The 20621-nt window shown below is 62.8% G+C and carries 18 protein-coding genes and 1 other RNA gene; 4 read left to right on the forward strand and 15 right to left on the reverse strand.

Features of this window, described 5'->3' with window-relative positions; translation table 11 throughout:
- Positions 1 to 4: 4 nt before the first annotated feature.
- The 7 genes from mraY to mraZ are packed head-to-tail and all read right to left on the reverse strand — an operon-like array spanning position 5 to position 7658.
- Positions 5 to 1087 (reverse strand): phospho-N-acetylmuramoyl-pentapeptide-transferase, encoded by a 1083-nt coding sequence (gene mraY, locus EN885_RS21610; protein ID WP_095483331.1) that lies wholly within the window; start codon positions 1085 to 1087, stop codon positions 5 to 7.
- 24 nt (positions 1088 to 1111) lie between these two features.
- Positions 1112 to 2545: a UDP-N-acetylmuramoylalanyl-D-glutamyl-2,6-diaminopimelate--D-alanyl-D-alanine ligase gene (locus EN885_RS21615; RefSeq protein ID WP_128243168.1), complete on the reverse strand. Its 1434-nt coding sequence runs from the start codon at positions 2543 to 2545 to the stop codon at positions 1112 to 1114.
- A complete protein-coding gene (locus tag EN885_RS21620; protein WP_127206002.1) occupies positions 2542 to 3996 on the reverse strand; it encodes a UDP-N-acetylmuramoyl-L-alanyl-D-glutamate--2,6-diaminopimelate ligase in 1455 nt (484 codons plus the stop codon). The genes EN885_RS21615 and EN885_RS21620 overlap by 4 nt, the downstream gene beginning before the upstream one ends.
- Before the next feature lie 54 nt (positions 3997 to 4050).
- The gene (locus tag EN885_RS21625; protein WP_206616835.1) at positions 4051 to 5775 is read right to left on the reverse strand and encodes a penicillin-binding protein 2; all 1725 of its coding nucleotides are present in this window, start codon (positions 5773 to 5775) and stop codon (positions 4051 to 4053) included.
- Positions 5776 to 5789: 14 nt separating this feature from the next.
- Complete coding sequence (locus EN885_RS21630; protein WP_095483327.1) at positions 5790 to 6167, reverse strand: hypothetical protein; 378 nt, start codon at positions 6165 to 6167, stop codon at positions 5790 to 5792.
- A 4-nt stretch (positions 6168 to 6171) separates the two neighbouring features.
- Entirely contained in the window at positions 6172 to 7203 is a 1032-nt protein-coding gene (gene rsmH / locus EN885_RS21635) for a 16S rRNA (cytosine(1402)-N(4))-methyltransferase RsmH (RefSeq protein ID WP_095483326.1), read from the reverse strand.
- On the reverse strand, positions 7200 to 7658 hold the full coding sequence (gene mraZ, locus EN885_RS21640; protein WP_095483325.1) for a division/cell wall cluster transcriptional repressor MraZ: 459 nt from the start codon (positions 7656 to 7658) through the stop codon (positions 7200 to 7202). The genes rsmH and mraZ overlap by 4 nt, the downstream gene beginning before the upstream one ends.
- 407 nt (positions 7659 to 8065) lie before the next feature.
- Between mraZ and EN885_RS21645 the strand changes: the two genes are divergently transcribed.
- A complete protein-coding gene (locus EN885_RS21645) occupies positions 8066 to 9181 on the forward strand; it encodes a cystathionine gamma-lyase (protein WP_128335215.1) in 1116 nt (371 codons plus the stop codon).
- A gap of 3 nt (positions 9182 to 9184) precedes the next feature.
- Here EN885_RS21645 and EN885_RS21650 read toward each other — a convergent pair whose 3' ends face one another.
- From EN885_RS21650 to EN885_RS21680, 7 genes are all read right to left on the reverse strand, one after another.
- Positions 9185 to 9478 carry a type II toxin-antitoxin system RelE/ParE family toxin gene (locus EN885_RS21650; protein WP_095483323.1) on the reverse strand — a complete coding sequence of 98 codons (294 nt, stop codon included), beginning with the start codon at positions 9476 to 9478 and terminating at the stop codon, positions 9185 to 9187.
- Positions 9475 to 9759: a type II toxin-antitoxin system ParD family antitoxin gene (locus EN885_RS21655; protein ID WP_095483322.1), complete on the reverse strand. Its 285-nt coding sequence runs from the start codon at positions 9757 to 9759 to the stop codon at positions 9475 to 9477. Before EN885_RS21655 ends, EN885_RS21650 begins: the two co-directional genes overlap by 4 nt.
- A gap of 180 nt (positions 9760 to 9939) precedes the next feature.
- An RNA gene (rnpB, locus tag EN885_RS21660) (RNase P RNA component class A) lies at positions 9940 to 10337 on the reverse strand.
- A 59-nt stretch (positions 10338 to 10396) separates the two neighbouring features.
- A complete protein-coding gene (locus EN885_RS21665; protein ID WP_127292476.1) occupies positions 10397 to 11176 on the reverse strand; it encodes a transglycosylase SLT domain-containing protein in 780 nt (259 codons plus the stop codon).
- 186 nt (positions 11177 to 11362) lie between these two features.
- Complete coding sequence (locus EN885_RS21670; protein WP_095483320.1) at positions 11363 to 12130, reverse strand: N-acetylmuramoyl-L-alanine amidase; 768 nt, start codon at positions 12128 to 12130, stop codon at positions 11363 to 11365.
- On the reverse strand, positions 12127 to 12846 hold the full coding sequence (locus tag EN885_RS21675; RefSeq protein WP_095483319.1) for a DnaJ family molecular chaperone: 720 nt from the start codon (positions 12844 to 12846) through the stop codon (positions 12127 to 12129). Before EN885_RS21675 ends, EN885_RS21670 begins: the two co-directional genes overlap by 4 nt.
- A 378-nt stretch (positions 12847 to 13224) precedes the next feature.
- The gene (locus EN885_RS21680) at positions 13225 to 13428 is read right to left on the reverse strand and encodes a hypothetical protein (RefSeq protein WP_095483317.1); all 204 of its coding nucleotides are present in this window, start codon (positions 13426 to 13428) and stop codon (positions 13225 to 13227) included.
- 178 nt (positions 13429 to 13606) lie between these two features.
- Between EN885_RS21680 and EN885_RS21685 the strand changes: the two genes are divergently transcribed.
- From EN885_RS21685 to EN885_RS21695, 3 genes are read left to right on the forward strand one after another with little or no spacing between them, the layout of a single operon-like run.
- Entirely contained in the window at positions 13607 to 17521 is a 3915-nt protein-coding gene (locus EN885_RS21685) for a hydantoinase B/oxoprolinase family protein (protein ID WP_128243169.1), read from the forward strand.
- Between the two features lie 31 nt (positions 17522 to 17552).
- Positions 17553 to 18851, forward strand: a complete 1299-nt coding sequence (locus tag EN885_RS21690) for a DUF3419 family protein (protein WP_128243170.1) — start codon at positions 17553 to 17555, stop codon at positions 18849 to 18851.
- Complete coding sequence (locus EN885_RS21695; RefSeq protein WP_128243171.1) at positions 18848 to 19534, forward strand: class I SAM-dependent methyltransferase; 687 nt, start codon at positions 18848 to 18850, stop codon at positions 19532 to 19534. Before EN885_RS21690 ends, EN885_RS21695 begins: the two co-directional genes overlap by 4 nt.
- A 3-nt stretch (positions 19535 to 19537) precedes the next feature.
- Here EN885_RS21695 and EN885_RS21700 read toward each other — a convergent pair.
- On the reverse strand, positions 19538 to 20621 hold a 1084-nt coding region (locus tag EN885_RS21700; protein ID WP_164897888.1), incomplete at its 5' end, for a serine hydrolase.

Consider the following 20621-nt stretch of genomic DNA (forward strand, 5'->3'; position numbering starts at 1 on the left):
CCTCCTATCTAAGCTTCAGGGTCGACAGGCCGACCAGTGCCAGGATGACGGCGATGATCCAGAAGCGGATCACCACCTGGCTTTCGGTCCAGCCGAGCTTTTCGAAATGATGATGGATCGGTGCCATCAGGAACACGCGCTTGCCAGTCATCTTGAAGTAGCCGACCTGGATGATGACCGACAGGATCTCGACGACGAACAGGCCGCCGACGATGACCAGCACGATCTCGTGCTTGGTGGCAACCGCGACCGTGCCGATCAGGCCGCCCAGGGCCAGCGAGCCAGTATCGCCCATGAAGATCGCCGCCGGCGGTGCGTTGAACCACAGGAAGCCGAGGCCGGCGCCGATCACCGCGCCGAGGACCACCGCCAATTCGCCGGTGCCGGGCACGAAATGGATCTGCAGATATTCGGCGAACACCGCGTTACCGGACAGATATGCGATGACGCCGAAGGACGCCGCCGCGATCATGATCGGCACGATCGCCAGCCCGTCGAGGCCATCGGTCAGGTTCACCGCATTGCCGGCGCCGACGATGACGAAGCACGAGAACGGGATGAAGAACCAGCCGAGATTGACGAGAAACTCCTTGGCGAAAGGAAAAGTCAGCGATGACGAGAACGGCGCCTGGCCGTTGTGCATGATCACCCAGGCGGCGATGCCGGCGATGACGAATTCAAGCGCCAGCCGCGCCTTGCCGGAAAAGCCGAGATGCGATTGCTTCGTCACCTTGAGATAATCATCGTAGAAGCCGATCGAGCCGAACCCCAGGGTCACCAGCAGCACCACCCAGACATAGATGCTGGACAGGTTCGCCCACAAAAGCGACGAGCCGATGATGCCGCACAGGATCATCAGCCCGCCCATGGTCGGCGTGCCGGCTTTCTTGAAATGCGTCTGCGGCCCGTCGGCGCGGATCGGCTGGCCCTTGCCCTGCCGCAGCCTCAGCGAATTGATGATAGCTGGCCCGAAGATGAAGACGATCAGCGCCGCTGTGATCAGCGCGCCACCGGTGCGGAAAGTTATGTAGCGGAAGACGTTGAAGACCGAGATCTTGTCCGCGAATTCGACGAGCAGTGTGAACATGCGATTCGGCCCCCGGACCTGGCTCTAGGTCTGTTTGGTGGTTGCGGCTACAGCCGGAAATCTGCCGAGCAATGCGTCGACCAGCTTGGAAAACCCGATGCCTTTCGACGATTTGATCATCACCACGTCGCCAGGCTTCAGGGCCGACAGAAGGACCAGTTTCAGATCCTCGGCGCCGGCGCGATACTCCGTCTTGATCTCACCGGGCAGGATATCGGCCAGCGCCCGCATTTCCTGGCCGGCGAGAAAGACCGTGCGCGTTTCGGTGCCGACGATGAGATCGGCAAGGGCTGCGTGAAGCTTCGCCGAGTGGTCGCCGAGCTCGAGCATGTCGCCGAGCACCGCGATGCGCCTGCCTTCGCCGGACACCGGCGTCGCGTTGAGCAGCGCCATTGCAGCGCTCATCGACGCCGGATTGGCGTTGTAGCTCTCGTCGATCAACGTGATCGAACCCCTGGGGTGGCGCAACACATGGCGCTTGCCGCGTCCACGTTCGGCCGAAAGATCGGCCAGCGCCAGCGCCACCCTGGCGATGTCGGCGCCGACCAGGTGCGCGGCGCCCAGCACGGCCAGCACATTTTGCACCATGTGGCGGCCCGGCGCGCCTACCCTGGCGGTGATTTCCTGTCCGCCGATCTTGGCGGCGATGACCGAATGATCGGCATGCAGCGCGCATTTGAGCAGTTTGAAGGTCGCGCGGGCATTCTCGCCAAACCCGTAAATGTGCTCGACGCCGGCGGCTCTCGCCATCTTGTCCAGAAGCTTCCAACGCGGGTCGTCGCGATTGAGAAGAACGGCGCCGTCCGGTTCCAGCCCCTCGAAAATCTCGGCCTTGGCCTTGGCGATCTCGTCCAGATTGCGGAAGAAGCCGAGATGAGCCGCCGCGATCAGCGTGATGATGGCGACATGCGGCCGGACCATCTTGACCAGCGGCCGGATCTCGTCGGGATGGTTCATGCCGATCTCGAACACCGCAAAGTCGCAATCTGCCGGCATCCGCGCCAGCGTCAGCGGCACACCCCAGTGGTTGTTGAAAGACTGGGGCGATGCGTGCACCTTGCCGACCGCGGACAACACATGGCGCAGCGCTTCCTTGGTGGTGGTCTTGCCCGCCGAACCGGTTACCGCGATGATCTTGGCGCTGGACCGCGCGCGTGCGGCCAGCCCTAGCTTTTCCAGTGCGGCCAGCACGTCCTGCACGACGATCATCGGCGCCGTCAGCCGTCCGAGCGACGGCAGCTTGCCCTCGGCGACGACCAGCACGCCGGCGCCGGCCTTGATGGCGGCGGTCGCGAAATCATGGCCGTCCATCGCCTCGCCCTTGATGGCGAAGAAAGCATCGCCCGGCTCAAGGCTGCGGCTGTCGATCGAGATGCCGCTAATACCTTCCGGCATCGGCCCGAGCGGTCGTCCGCCCATGGCGGCGACGAGATCCTCGGAGGTCCACAGGAAGCTCATGCGACGCGCTCCTGGAGCGCGGAGCGGACTTCCTCATGGTCGGAAAAATGCAGCGTCTCGGCGCCGACGGTCTGGCCTTCCTCATGCCCCTTGCCAGCCACGATCAGCGTGTCGCCGGCATGGAGCATGGCGACTGCCTCGTGGATCGCCTTGCGCCGATCGCCGATCTCTACGGCCCCGGGTGCGGCGGCAAGGATCGCGGCGCGGATCGTTTCGGGCACTTCCGAGCGCGGATTGTCGTCGGTGACGATGACGACATCGGCGAGCCGCGTGGCGATCTCGCCCATGATCGGACGCTTGCCCCGGTCGCGGTCGCCGCCACAGCCGAACACGACGATGACGCGACCGGTGGTGAACGGCCGTACCGAAGCCAACACGTTTTCCAGCGCGTCCGGCTTGTGCGCATAATCGACATAGACCGGCGCACCGTTGACAGTGGTGCCGACAAGATCCAGCCGACCCGGCGCGCCCTTCAATTTCTCCAACGCCATCAGGGCTTTGGCGGCAGGCGTTCCAGTAGAAATGGCGAGGCCCGCCGAAACCAGCGCATTGGCTATCTGGAAATCCCCGGCCAGCGGCAGGTCGACCTCGTGGAGAATGCCATCGACCTCGACCTCGGCACGCTGGCGGTGGCGCTCGTGCTCGACCCGCTTCAGTCTCAGGAACTCGCCATGACGGCCAACCGTCAGCACATTCAATCCCGCCGCTCTCGCCGCCTGGATCGTCGGCTCTGACCATGGATCGTCGGCAAAGATGACGGCCGGCGCGCCCTTCGGCAGCAGCGTGTCGAACAGGCGCAGCTTGGCGCGATGATAGTCCTCGACCGTCGGATGGTAGTCCATGTGGTCGCGACCGAGATTGGTGAACCCGCCGGCTGCAAGCTTCACGCCGTCGAGCCGGCGCTGGTCGAGGCCGTGGCTGGAGGCTTCCATCGATGCGTGGGTGACGCCGGCATCCGCCAGTTCCGCCAGCAGCCTGTGCAGATCTACCGGGTCGGGGGTGGTCAGCGAGCCATATTCGTTGCGGCCCGGCGCCACCACGCCGGTCGTGCCGATTGAAGCGGCAGCGAGGCCTGACTGCTCCCAGATCTGCCTGGTGAAAGCCGCGACCGATGTCTTGCCGCTGGTGCCGGTCACCGCGACCATGGTTTGCGGCTGCCTGCCGAAGTAGCGGGCGGCACTCAGCGCCAGCGCAAGGCGCGGATCGTCGACGGCGAGAACGGGCACCGGCAGTCCGGCGATGGCGCTGCCCTTGCCTGCCACGATCGCTGATGCGCCGCGGCTGGCGGCATCGGCGGCATAGGCCGCGCCATCCGCCTTGGTACCGGTGAGCGCGAAAAAGACCACGCCCGGTCTTACCTGGCGGGAATCCGACGAAATCCCGGTAACCTCCGTATCGAAGGAAGCTGTCCCCTCGACAGGCAGGATACCGGCTAGATCTTTCAGCTTCATCGAACCCCGTTCATCGCAACAAAATAGCGCGCAGTTGCCGGCGCGCCCTAAGAATCACTGATAGGAAACCAGCGTTGCGCCATTTTCATGGCTGAAATCTGGCTTCACGCCAAGCATGGAAGCCGAACGTCGAATGATGTTTGCAGCCATGGCGCCCGCATTCGAGGCGGCCGTCGCACCCATGCCGGGCTTTTCCGGCTTCGGTTCGTCGGCGATCGTGAGCACGATGTATTGCGGATCGTCCATCGGGAAAGCCGCAACGAAGGCGTTGAAATTCTTGTCCTTTGAGTAGCGGCCGTTGACAACCTTCTCGGCCGTTCCCGTCTTGCCGCCGACGCGATAACCTGGAACCCTGGCGTTCCTGCCTGACCCTTTCTCGGCGTTCAGTGCGTAGAGATAGCGCATGCTCTCGGATGTCTTGTCGCTGACCACTTTCTTGGCCACCGACATCGCCTGGTCCTGGGTGCGCGTCAGGAAGGTCGGCTCGATCAGATAGCCGCCATTCATCAGCGCGGCGCAGCCGACCGCCGTCTGCAGCGGCGTCGTCGACACACCGTGACCGAAGGCGATGGTGATCGAATGGACCTGCTTCCAGACTTTGGGCTCGGTCGGGCGGGCGACCTCCGGCAGTTCCGTCTGCATCTTCTCGAGGATCCCCAGGCGATGCAGGAATTCGCGGTGCCCCTCGATGCCAACCGCTTCGGCTTCCTTGGCCGAACCGATGTTGGACGAGTAGATGAACACTTCGGGCACCGACAGCACCCGGGCCTTGCCATGAAAATCATGGATGGTCTGACGGCCGATCCTGATCGGACGCGAAGCGTCGAAACGGCTTTCCAGCGTCACTTTGCCGGAATCGAGCGCCATGGCGGTGGTAAAGCTCTTCAAGGTCGAGCCCATTTCGTAGAGGCCGGCCGACATGCGGTTCAAGCGGTCCTTTTCCTGCGCATTGTAGGGGTTGTTCGGATCGAAATCCGGAACCGAGGCCATCGCCATCACTTCGCCGGTCTTGATGTTGAGAACGACAGCGCCCGCCGCGATTGCGCGGTATTTCTCCATGCCGGTGGCGACCTCGTCACGCACGATATGCTGGACGCGCAGGTCGATCGAGAGCCGCACCGGCTTCAGATCCTTGGCCACCGCAAGTCCCGACGCCTGAAGGTCGCTCAGCCCCTGTTCGTCGATGTATTTCTCCATGCCGGAGATGCCCTGGTTGTCGATGTTGGTGAGCCCGACAATGTAGGACGAGGTTTCGCCGGCTGGATAGAAGCGACGCTTTTCGGTGCGGAAGCCGAAGCCGGGAACACCGAGCTGCATGATATCCGATTGTTGCTTGGGCGTCAGTTGCCGCTGCAGCCAGACGAAGCCGGCGCCGCTCTTCAGCTTATGGTAGGTCTGCTCGTAATCGATTTCGGGAAGCACCGTCGCCAGCTTTTCGATCGCCTCGTCGGCGTCGACGATGCGGCGTGGTTCGGCAAACAGCGACGCCGTCTTGATGTCCGTCGCCAGCACTTCGCCGTTGCGGTCGACAATGTCGGGCCGAGACGCCGTCACCCGGCTCTGCGGGCCGCCGGACAGGTCGGGATTCTGAAAACCCAGATAGATCAGCCGCCCGGTGATGGTCGAATAGATGCCGAAGAACACCGCCATCGTCATCACGATGCGGGTCCTGCCCTTGCCACCGGTCGCCTTGCGGGCGCCTTCGACGACAATCGATCCGTCCTCCAACTTGGCGCCGCTCTTCAGCAGTCTGGCAATCAAGGGAACCCTGGCAATCATCGAAATCCTCGCGATCATTGGACGATGCCTCCGGTGACCACAGGGTCCTTGCCGCCACTATCGGCCATGCCGCCCAACGGCTGGGACGAAAGGTCCTCGATTGTGACGGGTTTTGCCGGCAGATCGTCCAGCCCGATGATCTGGCGGGCGCTGACCGGCTCGAGCTCGAGTTGCGATTTATAGATGTCGGCCAGCTTTTGCAGGCGCGACGGCTGGGTAAGCAGGCTCCAGTCCGCCTTGAGCAGGTCGATCGTATCCTCCTCGTAGCGGATCTGCGCCTGGATCTTGTGCACCGCCGCCAATTGTTCCTCGGCTTCGCGCTTGGTCTTGTAGGTCAGGGCCGCAGCCGAAACCATGACGGCGATCAGGACTATGTCGCTGGTACGAAACACGTGCTCACCTCTCTCCCGGCCGGTCGGCACCGGGAAGTTTTGGGTCAGGAAGTTTTGGAAGCCCGAAAATCGAAACGTCGCCGGCGCGCGCCGGTGCGTCGGTGCGGGCAGCAGCGCGCAGCCTAGCCGAGCGCGCGCGCGGATTGGCTGATATCTCGGCCTCATCCGGCGTCACGCCGCTACCCACCTTTTTGAAGGTGGCGGTGCGCGCTTGCGCCTCGGGCAGGTGCCGCGATCCGGTCGCCGCATCAGCGCGATCGGCGATGAAACGCTTGACGATGCGGTCTTCCAGGGAGTGGAACGTCACCACGGCCAGCCGTCCGCCCGGTTTCAGCACGCGTTCAGCCGCAAACAGCGCCTTGGCCAGTTCGCCGAGTTCGTCATTGACGAAAATGCGTAGCGCCTGGAAGACGCGGGTTGCTGGATGGATCTTGTCCTTCGGCGCGCGGCCGATATGCGTCTCGATGGCGTCGGCAAGGTCGAGCGTGCGCTCGAACGGATGTTTTTCGCGACGGTTTTCGATCATCCGGGCGATGCGGCCGGCATGGCGCTCTTCGCCAAGAAACCCGAAGATGCGGGCAAGGTCGCCCACCTTGAAGCTGTTGACGACATCGGCGGCGCTCAGGCCAGCCTGCGCCATGCGCATGTCGAGCGGTCCGTCGGCGCGGAACGAAAAACCGCGCTCCGCCTGGTCGATCTGCATCGAGGAGATGCCGATGTCGAGCACAACGCCGTCAGCGCTTTCCAGATGCTCGTCCAATGTCGAGAACGGCGCCTGAACCAGCCTGAGCTTGCCGCCCGATTGTTGTTCGAGGACACGACCCGCAGCGATCGCATCCGGATCGCGGTCTATGGCGACGACCGAGGCGCCGCTCGCAAGAATTGCTTTGGTGTAGCCGCCGGCGCCGAATGTGCCGTCGACGATCACCTCGCCCGCTGCAGGCGAAAGCGCCTTCAGCACCTCGGCAAGGAGGACCGGAATGTGACGAGCCGGTCCGCCAGCGGCGTGAGGGTCGTCGCCGTAGCCCGCCATCATTCCGGTCGCTCCCCAGGCTTCGTCCCCTGCCGAAGCTGCAAAAGCCGGGCGCGTGCTTCCGTCCCATAGGCGGTGAGCCGTCCAGGCTCCCAGATCTGAAAGAAATTGCCGCGACCGACAAACGCCGCTTCCGCGGAAATGCCCGTGTGCTCGCGGATGAAATCGGTCATCGAGATGCGGCCGTCCTGATCCAGCTTGAGAAAGGTTCCATCGCCATGGCAGAAGAACGACATGTCGTCCGCCGTCTGCAGGAAGGGGTCTTCCTGCGCGATGCGCTGCTCGTAACGGTCGAGCAGGTCGAGGCCGCCGACATCCATCGCCGGACGATCCAGGCAGCGCAACGCGTAGAGTTCCGAATAGCCGCGCTTCTGCACAACCGCACGGAAATGCGCTGGAACGGACACCCGCCCCTTCGCATCGATCCTGTTCACCGCGCTTGACAGAAACCGGTCCATTACGCGTTACGGCCGCTTGCGCCGCCGCACCCCTCTGCATCTTGCCGTCCGCGCCGCCCCGGCGCGGTCCCTGCCCAAAACTCACTTCGTTCTGAAAGGCGAAAGCAGGCAAACGCGCAGCCGCCGCGGCTGCCCGATTGGCGTACGCTTCACCCTGACGCGGAACGAAGGCTTGAATATCGAAATGGGATATCATGGGGCGTTATGGGCGTCAACGGGAATAGGCTTCACAAACGCGCGCGCCACAACCGATGAGAGCAGCTTTGACGGCACTCCCGTCTTTATGCTCCATTAAGCCTAACGAAGCGTTTAGAGCCGCTTGGCCTAACCGGAGTCGGCTTGCCGCGGGTCGCTGCCACGCATAGCGTCGGCCCGTCCTTTCCCGGTCAGAAACAAGGTTGAAATCCATGTCCGAAACAGCCAAGTTCCGCGCGGCCGCACTTCCCCATCTGCGTCGCGGCAGGCTTGCCAAGGGCGCCCCAATCCCTTTGCCCCTGACTATGGCGGCCATTTTCCACGCGCCCGGCGACGCCACCGGCTTCGATCAATATGGCCGCTTCAGCAATCCGACCTGGGACGCGGTCGAACACATGCTGGCGCATCTGGAAGACGCGCCGTGTGTTGCCTTCCCCTCGGGAATGGCTGCAATCTCGGCGGTGTTTTTTGGGGTGCTCAAATCCGGCGACCGTATCCTGCTGCCGTCGGACGGCTATCACACCACCAGAGCGCTGGCGGAGCGCTTCCTGAAATCTTTCGGCGTCGCCTACGATGTCCGGCCGACATCGACCTTCCTCGACGGCGGCTTCGATGGATATCGACTGGCCTTCGTCGAAACTCCCGCCAACCCGGGACTGGATATCTGCGACATTACGGCTGTCGCCGAAGCGGCGCACAAAGCGGGCGCGATCCTGGTGGTCGACAACACGACGATGACGCCCTTCGGCCAACGACCGCTCGATCTCGGCGCCGACATCGTTGTTGCCGCCGACACCAAGGCACCCAATGGCCATTCCGACGTGCTGTTCGGCCATGTCGCCAGCCGCAATGCGGATATCATTGCTGCCGTCACTGACTGGCGCGAAACATCAGGCGCCATTCCCGGGCCGTTCGAGGCATGGCTGGTGCATCGCGGCCTGGAAACGCTCGACGTGCGTTTCGACCGCATGTGCTCTTCCGCGGAAGTGCTGGCGCGGCGGCTGAAGGACCATCCTGCGATCAGCGGCTTGCGCTTCCCGGGTCTTAAAAGCGATCCGTCGCACAATCTTGGCCACGCCCAGATGGAGCGCTTCGGCTTTCTCATCTCATTCGTGCTCGCCTCGGAGGACAAGGCCGAGGATTTCATCAACAACTGCGCATTGATGCAGGCGGCGACGTCGTTCGGAGGCGTGCACACTTCGGCGGAACGGCGAGCGAAAAGAGGAGACGCTGTTCCGCCCGGCTTCGTTCGCCTGTCGGTCGGCTGCGAACCGGTGGAAGAGCTTTGGCAGGCGATCGAGGCGTCGTTGGACGGCATCAGCGGCTGAAGATCACGAGCCGACGTCGTCGGCCTCGATATTGCGCCGGCCATGCAGCACGCGCAGGATTTCGACTGAATCCTCGCCGACACGGTACAAGGTGAGATATTCGCCGACGACTAGATGGCGAATGCCGGGCGCAATGTCTTCGCGCGGCGCGCCTGAGAAAGGATGCAGGGTCAGCAAATCCCAACGCCTCTCCAAGGTGTCCACGAGGCGGACCGCCGCATTAGGATTGTGTTCGGCAATGTAGTCGCCGATAAGTTCGAGGTCGATCAATGCCTGAGGAAGCAGGCGGTATTTCACTCCTCAAGGCCCTTGGCCTCGGCTATTTTCAGATATTTGGCGCGCAATCGTTCCATGATTGGCGGCCCGTCCAGCGCCGGTCCGCTGTCGATCCCCTCCTGTACCAGCTTGCGCAACTCCTCGACCGTATAGCCGTGCAGATCGCGCCGGTCCTTCCATTGCCTGAGCGCGTCGCGGATCACCTCGCTCGCCGAAGCGTACTCGCCGGCGGCGACCACGTCGTCGACCGCCGCCGCCAGTTCCGGCGAAAGCGTGATGCTGCGTTTATCGACCTGACCCATGATGCGCTCCTGATATTGTCCGTATATATGGTACGATTTAATCGCACCAACTTCAAGAAACGCTTGTTCCTGGCACAGGCCCCGCAAGCTGATTCAGTCAATGAAGCGCCTGAACCAGCAGGCGCGCCCGAAGGCGCAACCTGCTGATATCAGGGAATTTCCTTGTAGAATCTAGAAGAAATTGCCAGCTGGCCTGTAAGCCGGGTTCTGTATGGCCCTCGCCCCTTGCGGGACGAGAACGTGGCGGCCATTCATCTTGGGCGCATGTTGCCATGCGCCTCACGCAACCTACCCGGACGGTGAGCCGGAAACAGCCCTCGAGGGTTTTCCCTCGCACCGCCCCTATTCGGTCTTGCTCCCGGTGGGGTTTACCGTGCCGCTCCTGTTGCCAGTCGCGCGGTGGGCTCTTACCCCACCCTTTCACCCTTACCACGACGGATCGTGGCGGTTTGCTTTCTGTGGCACTTTCCCTAGGGTCGCCCCCGCCGGCCATTAACCGGCACCGTGTCTCCATGGAGCCCGGACTTTCCTCACCCGCAGCCTTTCGGCTTCGCGGGTGCGGCCGCCCGGCCAGCTGGCAAGGCGTATAAAGGGGTTCACGTCCGAAAACGCAAACAAAAAAGCAGGTTGTGACTTATTACGCCGGCGCCCCAAGCGCGGCCAACTGCACCTTGACCTTGCCGCAATAGGCCGCGGATATCGGGTTCATCCGCTTGGCGCCATGCCCGGCATTATACTTCAGGATCGTGCCGCAGGTCGTGCCGCCGCCGAGGTTCCGCGCCATGGCGAGATATTTCATGCCGTATTTGATGTTGGTCTCGGGATCGTAGAGACCCTTGATCGAGCCGCTGTAACCCATCATCCGCGCCGTCGACGGCTTGATCTGCATCAGGCCGATCTCACCGGCGCTGCCGACCTGGTTCGGCTGAAAGCTGCTCTCGATCATGATGACGGCCTTGGCGAGCGAGACCGGCACACCGTTGCTGGCGGCATGACGCTCGATGATCGTAGAATACTGGTCATTGCCGCCAGCGGCCGCCGCCTTCGGCGCCGTCGCCCGACTTTTCCGGCCGATCGACGCCGTCGTCGCCTGGTCGATGCGGGTCCTGTTGCGCTTCACATGCCGCTTGGAGACTGCCTTTTTTGCAGAGGTTGGCTTTTTCACTTTTACCCCAGCTTTTTCCGCCTTTGCGGATGCTGGTTTTTTCACCTTTACCGCAGCAGCTTTTACCGCCTTTGCGGAGACCGTCCTTTTTTCCTTCGCAGCTTGGCCGGCTTTCGGCGTGGCGATTTTGTCGGACGCGGTAATGAAACCCTGGTCGGCTCGCTGGCTCAGTGGCGCGCCATTGGCCGCACCGATGGCAAAAGTCATTACGCCGGCAGCAACAGCTGCCGTTAAAACGGTCAATTTCTGCATGGGATCCTGTTCTGTCTGAACCGCGCGAAGAACTTCACGCAGGTACGCTAAATCAACATCGGAACATATGGGGGGCTGTAGGTCCGACAACTTGCACGGACCGCCTTTGACGGTCGAATTAGCGGCAAAGAAGGCGGGGCAAGTCACTTTAAGTGACAGATTGTAATTTAACGACTAAGATAAAGACTACCTGGTCGGAGCTGCCCTTACGGAAGCAAGCAGTCTTTCCAGCGTGCGGATTGTCGATCCGTCGGCCACGCCATCCACTTTGCGTTGCCGGAAATGCCGCTGGAAAGCCTCGACGACGATTTCGGTCTGCCGGTCGAAAGCACCTGATATCTCCACGCCATAACCATAGAGCGCCAGCATCGACTGCAACGCCTCGACTTCAGCATCCGTGTCGCCAACTTTCAGCACCGCGCCATGCCTGACGGGTGCCGCTTCGACGAGGTGGCCGACACCGGCTTCGGACAGGGCCTTCCAGGGGAATTTCTCGCCCGGATCGATCTTGCGTCCCGGCGCGACGTCGGAATGGGCGAGCACCCGTTGAGCTGGAATCGAATGGCGCTGAACAATTCCCTTGCACAAACCGATGACGGCATCGATCTGCCGTTTCGGAAAATTCCGATAGCCCAGCGAATGCCCGGGATTGACGATCTCGATGCCGACCGAACAGGAGTTGATGTCGCTGCGTCCGAACCACGAACTCTTACCGGCATGCCAGGCACGGTCGCTTTCCCTGACCATCTGGACGATGCGGCCATCCTCATGGACGAGATAGTGCGATGAAACCTCGCTCGCCGGATCGCACAGCCAGGCTTCGGCGCCGGCGCCGGTCTTCATACCGGTGTAGTGCAGCACGACCATATCGGGCTTGGCCGTCTCGCGTCGTGGACCGAAATTCGGCGATACCCTTACCTCGGCGCTCGGCTCGTCGGGCAGGAAGCCGCTCATGCGTGCCGCAGGCCTCGTTCGATCATCTCATAGGCCGCGTTGATCGCCGCTATCCTGCTCGTTGCGATCTTGATGAACTCCTGCGGCAGGCCGCGTGCGATCAGCCGGTCGGGATGGTTGTCCGAAACCAGCTTGCGATAACGTTTTCGGACCTCCTCGAACGGTTTTCCCCGCTCGATGCCAAGCACGACATAGGGATCGGCCGCACCCAGGTCGACGTGCCGAGCCAGAATGCTCTGGTAATGCGCCTCCTCGATCCGGAAGATTTCGGCGATACGATGCAGGAACTGGCCTTCGCGCTCATGAACCAGCCCGTCAGCCTTGGCGATGTGGAACAGCCCGTCGAGAATGTCCTCCAGCATCGCGCAGTTCGAATGGCCGGAGCCGCAAAGCTGCGCCATGCGCGCGGCATAGGTCTCGAAGCCGGCGATGTCGCGCTTGGCCAGATCGTAGAGCCGCGCCACATTGCGCGTCTGCTCCTTCGGCACCTCGAATATTTGCTGGAAGGCGCGCACCTCGTCCTGCGTTACGATGCCGTCGGCCTTGGCCATCTTGGCCGACAGCGCGATCATCGCCACCGAGAAGGCGACGCGCCGGCGCAGATCCGGATCGCCGGAGAAAACCGTGCGCACGGCTTCGACCACGTCGGCGACACCCGACGAGGTTGAGGACGAAACGCGCGTGATGAAGTCGCCGAGGCGATCCCAAATCGACATGAGCACCTATTAGGGCTAACCGGGCACCGCTATCAAGCGAAGACAATGCCGCAGGGCCGGCTAACCGATTTCGCGGGATGCCTGAAGCAGCTGGCGCTAACCGTCGATCATGGAATGCACCGGCATAGCGCGCAAAACCGCAGGCCTTTGCGACATCTTGCTGTTCGTTACCGCCATGGCGGCGAGCTTCGGCTATGTCGTCTCGGGGAAACGGGCGCGGGAAATGCCGGCTGATAGGGTCGTCTGCTGGGGCGAAAAAGTGACAGACAAAACCATCACGCTTGCGGTGATGGCCATCGCCGCAAGGCGCGCGTGTCTTGAAACAGATGCGGGGAAGGCCGGCATCTTACCGGCCTTCCCGGTCCTCAGTCAGATAAACTACTGCGCCGGCGCAGGAGCAGGCTCTGCCGGAGCCGGCTCAGCCGGCTTCGTGGCGTCAGGAGCCGGCTGCATCGGCTGTTCGGCCGCCGGCGGATTGGTGCTCTGCGTGGTTGTGGCGTCCCCGCCCGTGCCGCTGTCGCTGCAAGCCGCAACGCCAAGCAGGGCAAGCGCCGAAAACGACGCAAGAATGAGTTTCTTCATGGTATCTCTCCTCTAATCACGCCCCCGCTAACGGTGACGATCGAGGACAGAATGCATCAGGCGCCTATGAGTTTCGTAACGTTGCATTTCCGTATGTAACATCATCTGCTTTTGCCGTTGCCGGTCGGGCTACTGCGAATTAACACATTGAATCAATAAAATGCCTGGGAGAGCTGCCGTGACCGCCAAATGGGATTTCTGGATCGACCGCGGCGGCACCTTCACCGATGTCATCGGCCGTGACCCGAAAGGCGGGCTGCACCCACGCAAGCTGCTGTCCGAGAATCCTGAAGCCTATGCCGACGCCGCCATCCAGGGCATTCGCGAGCTGCTTGGATTAAAATCCGGCGCTCCGATCCCATCAAGCCTGATCGGCGACATCAAGATGGGCACCACCGTTGCCACCAACGCGCTTCTGGAGCGCAAGGGCGACCGTGTGCTGCTGCTCATCACCAGGGGATTTCGCGACGCGCTGAGGATCGCCTATCAGGCGCGGCCCGACATCTTCGCCAAGGAGATCATTCTTCCCGAACAGCTCTACGAGCGCGTCATCGAGGTCGAAGAACGCGTGCGCGCCGACGGGAATGTCGAACGGCTGCTCGACATGGCCGCCTGCCGGCCGGCCATCGAGCAAGCCAGGGCGGACGGCATTGATGCCGTGGCGATCGTCTTCATGCATGCCTGGAAATATCCCGACCACGAAAAGGCGGTTGCAAAAGTCTGCAGAAAACTGGGGTTTTCGCAGATCTCCGTCAGCCATGAGGTCTCGCCACTCATCAAGCTGGTCGGCCGCGGCGACACCACGGTGGTCGACGCCTATTTGTCGCCGATTCTGTCGCGCTATGTGCAAAGGGTGGCGGGAGAGCTGGGCGCGGCGCCAATCTCCCCCCTTGTGGGGGAGATGTCGGCGAAGCCGACAGAGGGGGGCGCTGTCCCGCCAGCATCTCAGCATCCCAGTGACGTCAATCATGACACAAAGCACCCTACGGCGCCCCCCTCTGCCCTGCCGGGCATCTCCCCCACGAGGGGGGAGATCGGCCATTCCCCCCGCCTCATGTTCATGATGTCCTCCGGTGGTCTCACGGCTGCCGATATGTTCCAGGGAAAGGACGCGCTGTTGTCCGGCCCGGCCGGCGGCGTCGTCGGCATGGTCGAGACGGCAAAACTCGCCGGTTTCGACAGGGTCATCGGCTTCGACATGGGCGGCACCTCGACCGACGTCGCCCATTATGACGGCGACTATGAGCGCGCCTTCGACACCGAGGTTGCCGGCGTGCGCATCCGCGCGCCGATGATGCGCATCCACACTGTGGCCGCCGGCGGCGGCTCGATCCTGCATTACGAGGCCGGCCGCTTCCGCGCCGGGCCGGATTCGGCCGGCGCCAATCCCGGCCCGGCCGCGTATCGGCGCGGCGGCCCGCTGGCCGTCACCGACGCCAATGTCATGTTGGGCAAGCTGCAACCCGACTTCTTTCCGGCCATTTTCGGACCCGGCCAGAACGAGCCGCTCGACGTGCAGACCGTGCGCGAGAAATTCGCAGCGCTCGCCGCCGAAATCGGCGACGGCCGGACGCCGGAGGCGGTCGCCGAAGGGTTCGTCACCATCGCCGTCGAAAACATGGCCAACGCAATCAAGAAGATTTCCGTGCAGCGCGGCTATGATGTCACCGAATATCTCCTGAACTGTTTCGGTGGCGCCGGCGGCCAACACGCCTGCCTCGTTGCCGACGCACTCGGCATGGAAGCGGTGCTGATCCATCCTTTCTCCGGCCTGCTTTCGGCATACGGCATTGGATTGTCCTCGATTTTTTCGTCGCGCCAGCAGGCGCTGCTGAAACCGCTGGCGGAAGACTCCCGGCCGGCGATCGACGACCTCATCGCGACATTACAAAAAGCCGTCATCGACGAGCTTGCCACACAAGGCATAGCCGAGGACGCTGTCGCCTCGAAACCGGTGCTGCAGATCCGCTACGACGGCACCGACACCGCGTTGCCGGTGAATTTCGAGCACGGCTCGATCACACGGGCCAAGGGCGATTTCGAAACGGTCCACAAGGCGCAGTTCGGTTTCGTCTATGACGACAAGCCGATGATCGTGGAATCGGTCGGCGTCGAAGGCATCGACACCGGCGGCACCGGCCGCGAGGAAAGTGATTCAGCCCTTGAGGACATCGCCGCAAACCCTGCGGAGAATAGGAAGATCTTCGCCGACGGCACTTGGCGCGGCGCCAATATCTTTCCTCGCGAAACACTGAAACCGGGCAACAAGGTTGCCGGCCCTGCTTTGATCATCGAGCCGAACCAGACCATCGTCGTCGAGCCGGGCTGGCAGGCCGAGATCACCGCCAAGAACCATGTGCTCTTGCGCCGCATCGAGAAAAAGCGCCGGCAGGCGGCGCTCGGCACCGAGGCCGATCCGGTCATGCTGGAGGTGTTCAACAACCTGTTCATGTCGATCGCCGAACAGATGGGCGTGACGCTGCAAAACACTGCCTATTCCGTCAACATCAAGGAACGGCTGGATTTTTCCTGCGCCATCTTCGACCGTCATGGCGCGCTGGTCGCCAATGCGCCGCACATGCCGGTGCATCTCGGCTCCATGGACCGTTCGGTGGAAACCATCATCCGGCTCAACTCCGGCGACATTCACCCCGGCGACGTCTTTGCCCTCAACGCGCCCTACAATGGCGGCACCCATCTGCCTGACATTACGGTGGTGACGCCGGTGTTCGAGGAAGCGCGCCCAATCTCCCCCCTTGAGGGGGAGATGTCGGCGAAGCCGACAGAGGGGGGCGCTGTCCCGCCAACCTCTCATTCTGTCACGCCCCCCTCTGCCCTGCCGGGCATCTCCCCCTCAAGGAGGGAGATCGGCCAATCGCCGGAGATCCTCTTTTACGTCGCCTCGCGCGGCCATCATGCCGACATCGGCGGCACAGCGCCCGGCTCGATGACGCCGCTTGCCACCACGGTCGACGAGGAAGGCGTGCTGTTCGACAATTTCCGCATCGTCGACCGCGGCCGGTTCCGCGAGAAGGAACTGGAGACGCTGCTCACCGACCATCGCTACCCCGCGCGCAATCCGCACCAGAACATCGCCGACCTCAAGGCGCAGATTGCCGCCAACGAAAAGGGCGTTGCCGAGCTGCGCAAGATGGTCACGCATTTCGGTCTCGATGTCGTCGAGGCCTATATGGGTCACGTCCAGGACAACGCAGCCGAAAGTGTGCGCCGTGTGCTGGAGCGGCTGCCCGACAGTTCCGTATACGAGTATCCAACCGACACCGGCCAGATCATCAAGGTGAAGATATCGGTCGACCGGCAAAAGCGTGAGGCGACCGTCGACTTCACCGGCACGTCGCCGGTCATGAAGAACAATTTCAACGCTCCCGAGCCGGTCGCCCGCGCAGCCGTGCTCTATGTCTTCCGCGTCATGGTCGAGGACATGATCCCGATGAATGCCGGGTGTCTGAGACCCATCAACATCATCATCCCCGATGGCTCGATGCTGAAGCCCGCCTATCCGGCTGCCGTCGTCGCCGGCAATGTCGAGACCTCGCAGCATGTCACCAATGCGCTGTTCGGCGCCATGGGCGCGATGGCCAACGCGCAAGGCACGATGAACAACCTCACCTTCGGCAACAAGCAGTACCAGTACTACGAGACGATCTGCTCCGGCTCGCCGGCAGGCCGGATGAACTCGGGCCGCGGCTTTTCCGGCACGTCCGGCGTCCACACCCACATGACCAATTCGCGCCTCACCGACCCGGAAGTGCTGGAATTGCGCTTTCCCGTCCTGCTCGAGGATTTCCACATCCGCGACGGTTCGGGCGGCAAGGGCAAATGGAGTGCCGGCGACGGCACCAAGCGCACCATCCGTTTCCTCGAAAAGATGGAGTGCGCCATCCTGTCCTCGCACCGCAACCGCCCGCCGCAAGGCCTCGACGGCGGCGGCGATGGCGAGGTCGGCTCGACCAAGGTCCGCCGCAAGGACGGCCGCGTCGAAATCCTGAAGGCTTGCGACCAGACGGTGCTGGAGGCTGGTGAAGCCGTCATCGTGACGACGCCGACGCCCGGCGGATTCGGCGAGGCCTGAACTCGCCTCAACAGACTGTCACCGGCCTGTCATGACCCTGCGCTACCCGCTTGCGTCAGAGCAAACGGGGAATCACCTTGTCATGACGGATCTTTCCGGAGAACTGGTTTTTCGCCGCGGCAAGGAAGTTGGCAAGGCCGTCTATCAGAATCGCCCGCTGTCGAAGGCCGGGGTTTCCGAACGGCTCTTCGCCTTGCTGTTTTCCGGCCTCGTCTATCCGCAGATCTGGGAAGACCCCGATGTCGACATGGAGGCGATGCAGCTTGATCAGGGTCACCGCGTCGTCACCATCGCCTCGGGCGGCTGTAATATTCTTGCCTATCTCACCCGGTCGCCCGAAAGGATCGATGCCGTCGATCTCAACGCCGCCCATATCGCGCTGAACCGCATGAAGCTCGAAGCGGTGCGCCATCTGCCGTCGCAGGGCGATCTGTTCCGCTTCTTCGGCGCTGCCGAGACCCGTCACAATTCGCAAGCCTACGACCGCTTCATCGCGCCGCATCTGGACCCGGTCAGCCGCCATTACTGGGAACATCGCAACTGGCGCCGCCGTCGGCGTATCGCCGTTTTCGACCGCAATTTCTACCAGACCGGGCTGCTCGGCCTGTTCATCGCCATGGGTCACCGTACCGCCAAATTCTTCGGCGTCGACCCGGCCGGCATCATGGAAGCCAAAAGCCTCGCCGACCAGCGCCGCTTCTTCGACGAGGAGCTGGCGCCGGTCTTCGAAAAGCCGCTGCTGAAATGGGCCACCTCGCGAAAAGCCTCGCTGTTCGGGCTCGGCATTCCGCCAGCCCAGTATGATTCGCTGATCACCTCGGGCGACGGCACCATGGCTAGCGTGCTCAAGGCCCGGCTGGAAAAGCTCGCTTGCGATTTTCCGCTAGAGAACAACTATTTCGCCTGGCAGGCTTTTGCCCGCCGCTATCCCAATCCCGGCGAGGCTGCGCTGCCCGCCTATCTCGAAAAGCGCAACTACAATACGATCCGCAACAATGTCGACCGCGTCGCCATCCACCATGCCAATCTGATCGAATTCCTCGCCGGCAAGGATGCCGGTTCGGTCGACCGCTTCGTCCTGCTCGACGCGCAGGACTGGATGACCGACGACCAGCTCAATGCGCTGTGGGCCGAGATCACCCGCACCGCGTCCACTCATGCCCGCGTCATCTTCCGCACCGCGGCCCAACCCAGCCTGTTGCCCGGCCGGGTCTCGAATTCGCTGCTCGACCAGTGGAGCTATGCGGACGAGGCGTCGCGCGAATTCTCGGCCCGCGACCGTTCGGCCATCTATGGCGGCTTCCACCTTTATGTGAAGCGGGCCGCATGAGCACCAGTGAGCTGCCGGCCAGGCACGGCGAACCGCCGGCCAGGCACGCCGAACTGATGGACGGCGTCTACCGCTGGCAGCGCCATTTCTACGACCTGACCCGCAAATATTACCTGCTCGGCCGCGACCGGTTGATATCAGGGCTGGATGTGCCCGCCGGCGGCACCGTGCTTGAACTCGGCTGCGGCACCGGCCGCAACATCGTCCTCGCCGCCCGCCGCTATCCCGACGCCCGCTTCTTCGGTCTCGATATTTCGGCCGAAATGCTGGAAACGGCCACTGCTGCCATTGCCCGCGAAGGCCTGTCCGGCCGCGTCAAGCTGGCGCGCGGCGACGCCACTGATTTCGACGCCAAAGCGCTGTTCGGCCTGGCTACCTTCGACCGCATATTCGTGTCCTATTCGCTGTCGATGATCCCCGGCTGGGAGAAGACGGTGTCGGCGGCGCTTGCAGCCCTGTCGCCTGGCGGCTCGCTGCACGTCGTCGATTTCGGCCAGCAGGAGGCCCTGCCCGGTTGGTTCCGCACGCTGTTACGCGGCTGGCTGAGAAAATTCCACGTCGAGCCGCGTGAGGCCCTGCGCGCGGTTATGGCATCGGAATCCGAGCGGATCGGCGCAAGCCTTCGGTTCAGAACACTGTACCGCGGCTATGCGTGGCTCGCTGTGGTCGGACCCCGCAAATAGCAGCTAATGCAGCACCTTTACCAGCGCTGCCACCATGATCTGCGGCCGGTAGCCGAGCTTGGCCGGCGTCAGGCCGAGCCGCACCACCACTAACTGCTCCGAGGGGATGATGGCGACCGTCTGTCCGTCATGGCCTTCCATCCAGTAGGTATCCCTTGGCAGGCCCGCAGCTGTGCCAGCGCCGGGGCTCTCCTCGTCGCCCGGTCCCTCGATCCACAACTGGCCTCTGCCGTAGACTTTCGAGGCCGGTGCTGCTTCCCGCATCCAGCCGACGAAACCAGCAGGCAGGATCTCCTTGCCGTTCCAGACACCATCCTGCAGCAGGAACTGGCCAAAGCGCGCCCAGTCGCGCGCGGTGGCGTAGAGATGAGACGAGCCGACGAAGGTGCCGTACTCGTCAGCCTCCAGCACCGCGCTCTGCATGCCCAGCGGATCGAACAGCGCAACCCTCGGCCACGCCAGCGCCTTGTTCTTGTCGCCGATCGCGTCCTGCCACAGCCTGGACAGCATCACTGCCGTGCCGCTCGAATAGGAGAACATTTTGCCCACTTCGCCGGTCAGCGGCTTGGATCCGGCAAAGCCGGCCATATCAGGCTCGAGATAAAGCATCCGCGTCACATCGGCGACGTCGCCATACTCCTCGTTGAACTCCAGCCCGCTCGACATCGCCATCATGTCGGCGAGGCTGATGGCGGCGCGGCCGTCCGTTTTCCAGGGTCCGAACAGCCCCTGGTTCGTCATCGCCATTTTGCCGTCCTTCACCACCGTGCCGACGATCGCGGCGTTTACCGTCTTGGTCATCGACCAGCCGAGCAGCGGCGTCTTTTCGGTAAAGCCGTCGCCATAACGCTCGGCGATGATACGGCCGTTCTTGACCACCACGACCGCCCGCATACCGTCGCCAGTCATTGCGGGATCATCAAGGATTTTCGCGATTTCGGGGTTCTGCGAGACGTCGGCCTTGTCGCCGTCGGGCCAGAGCGAGTCGAGCGGCGGTGCCGGCGTCAGCGTCGGCCCGGTGACCGCCTTGGCAGCGGTAACATTGCCGTCCGGCACCGACGTGCAGCCGAGTCCGTCGCGAACGACC

Source organism: Mesorhizobium sp. M6A.T.Cr.TU.014.01.1.1, assembly GCF_004022765.1.
Lineage (GTDB): Bacteria > Pseudomonadota > Alphaproteobacteria > Rhizobiales > Rhizobiaceae > Mesorhizobium > Mesorhizobium mediterraneum.

Excerpts from the sequence above, each read along its gene's own strand:
- mraY (WP_095483331.1), bottom strand. The coding sequence starts at position 1,087 with ATGTTCACACTGCTCGTCGAATTCGCGGACAAGATCTCGGTCTTCAAC.
- EN885_RS21615 (WP_128243168.1), bottom strand. The coding sequence starts at position 2,545 with ATGAGCTTCCTGTGGACCTCCGAGGATCTCGTCGCCGCCATGGGCGGA.
- EN885_RS21620 (WP_127206002.1), bottom strand. The coding sequence starts at position 3,996 with ATGAAGCTGAAAGATCTAGCCGGTATCCTGCCTGTCGAGGGGACAGCT.
- EN885_RS21625 (WP_206616835.1), bottom strand. The coding sequence starts at position 5,775 with ATGATTGCCAGGGTTCCCTTGATTGCCAGACTGCTGAAGAGCGGCGCC.
- rsmH (WP_095483326.1), bottom strand. The coding sequence starts at position 7,203 with ATGATGGCGGGCTACGGCGACGACCCTCACGCCGCTGGCGGACCGGCT.
- mraZ (WP_095483325.1), bottom strand. The coding sequence starts at position 7,658 with ATGGACCGGTTTCTGTCAAGCGCGGTGAACAGGATCGATGCGAAGGGG.
- EN885_RS21645 (WP_128335215.1), top strand. The coding sequence starts at position 8,066 with ATGTCCGAAACAGCCAAGTTCCGCGCGGCCGCACTTCCCCATCTGCGT.
- EN885_RS21655 (WP_095483322.1), bottom strand. The coding sequence starts at position 9,759 with ATGGGTCAGGTCGATAAACGCAGCATCACGCTTTCGCCGGAACTGGCG.
- EN885_RS21665 (WP_127292476.1), bottom strand. The coding sequence starts at position 11,176 with ATGCAGAAATTGACCGTTTTAACGGCAGCTGTTGCTGCCGGCGTAATG.
- EN885_RS21670 (WP_095483320.1), bottom strand. The coding sequence starts at position 12,130 with ATGAGCGGCTTCCTGCCCGACGAGCCGAGCGCCGAGGTAAGGGTATCG.
- EN885_RS21675 (WP_095483319.1), bottom strand. The coding sequence starts at position 12,846 with ATGTCGATTTGGGATCGCCTCGGCGACTTCATCACGCGCGTTTCGTCC.
- EN885_RS21680 (WP_095483317.1), bottom strand. The coding sequence starts at position 13,428 with ATGAAGAAACTCATTCTTGCGTCGTTTTCGGCGCTTGCCCTGCTTGGC.
- EN885_RS21690 (WP_128243170.1), top strand. The coding sequence starts at position 17,553 with ATGACCCTGCGCTACCCGCTTGCGTCAGAGCAAACGGGGAATCACCTT.
- EN885_RS21695 (WP_128243171.1), top strand. The coding sequence starts at position 18,848 with ATGAGCACCAGTGAGCTGCCGGCCAGGCACGGCGAACCGCCGGCCAGG.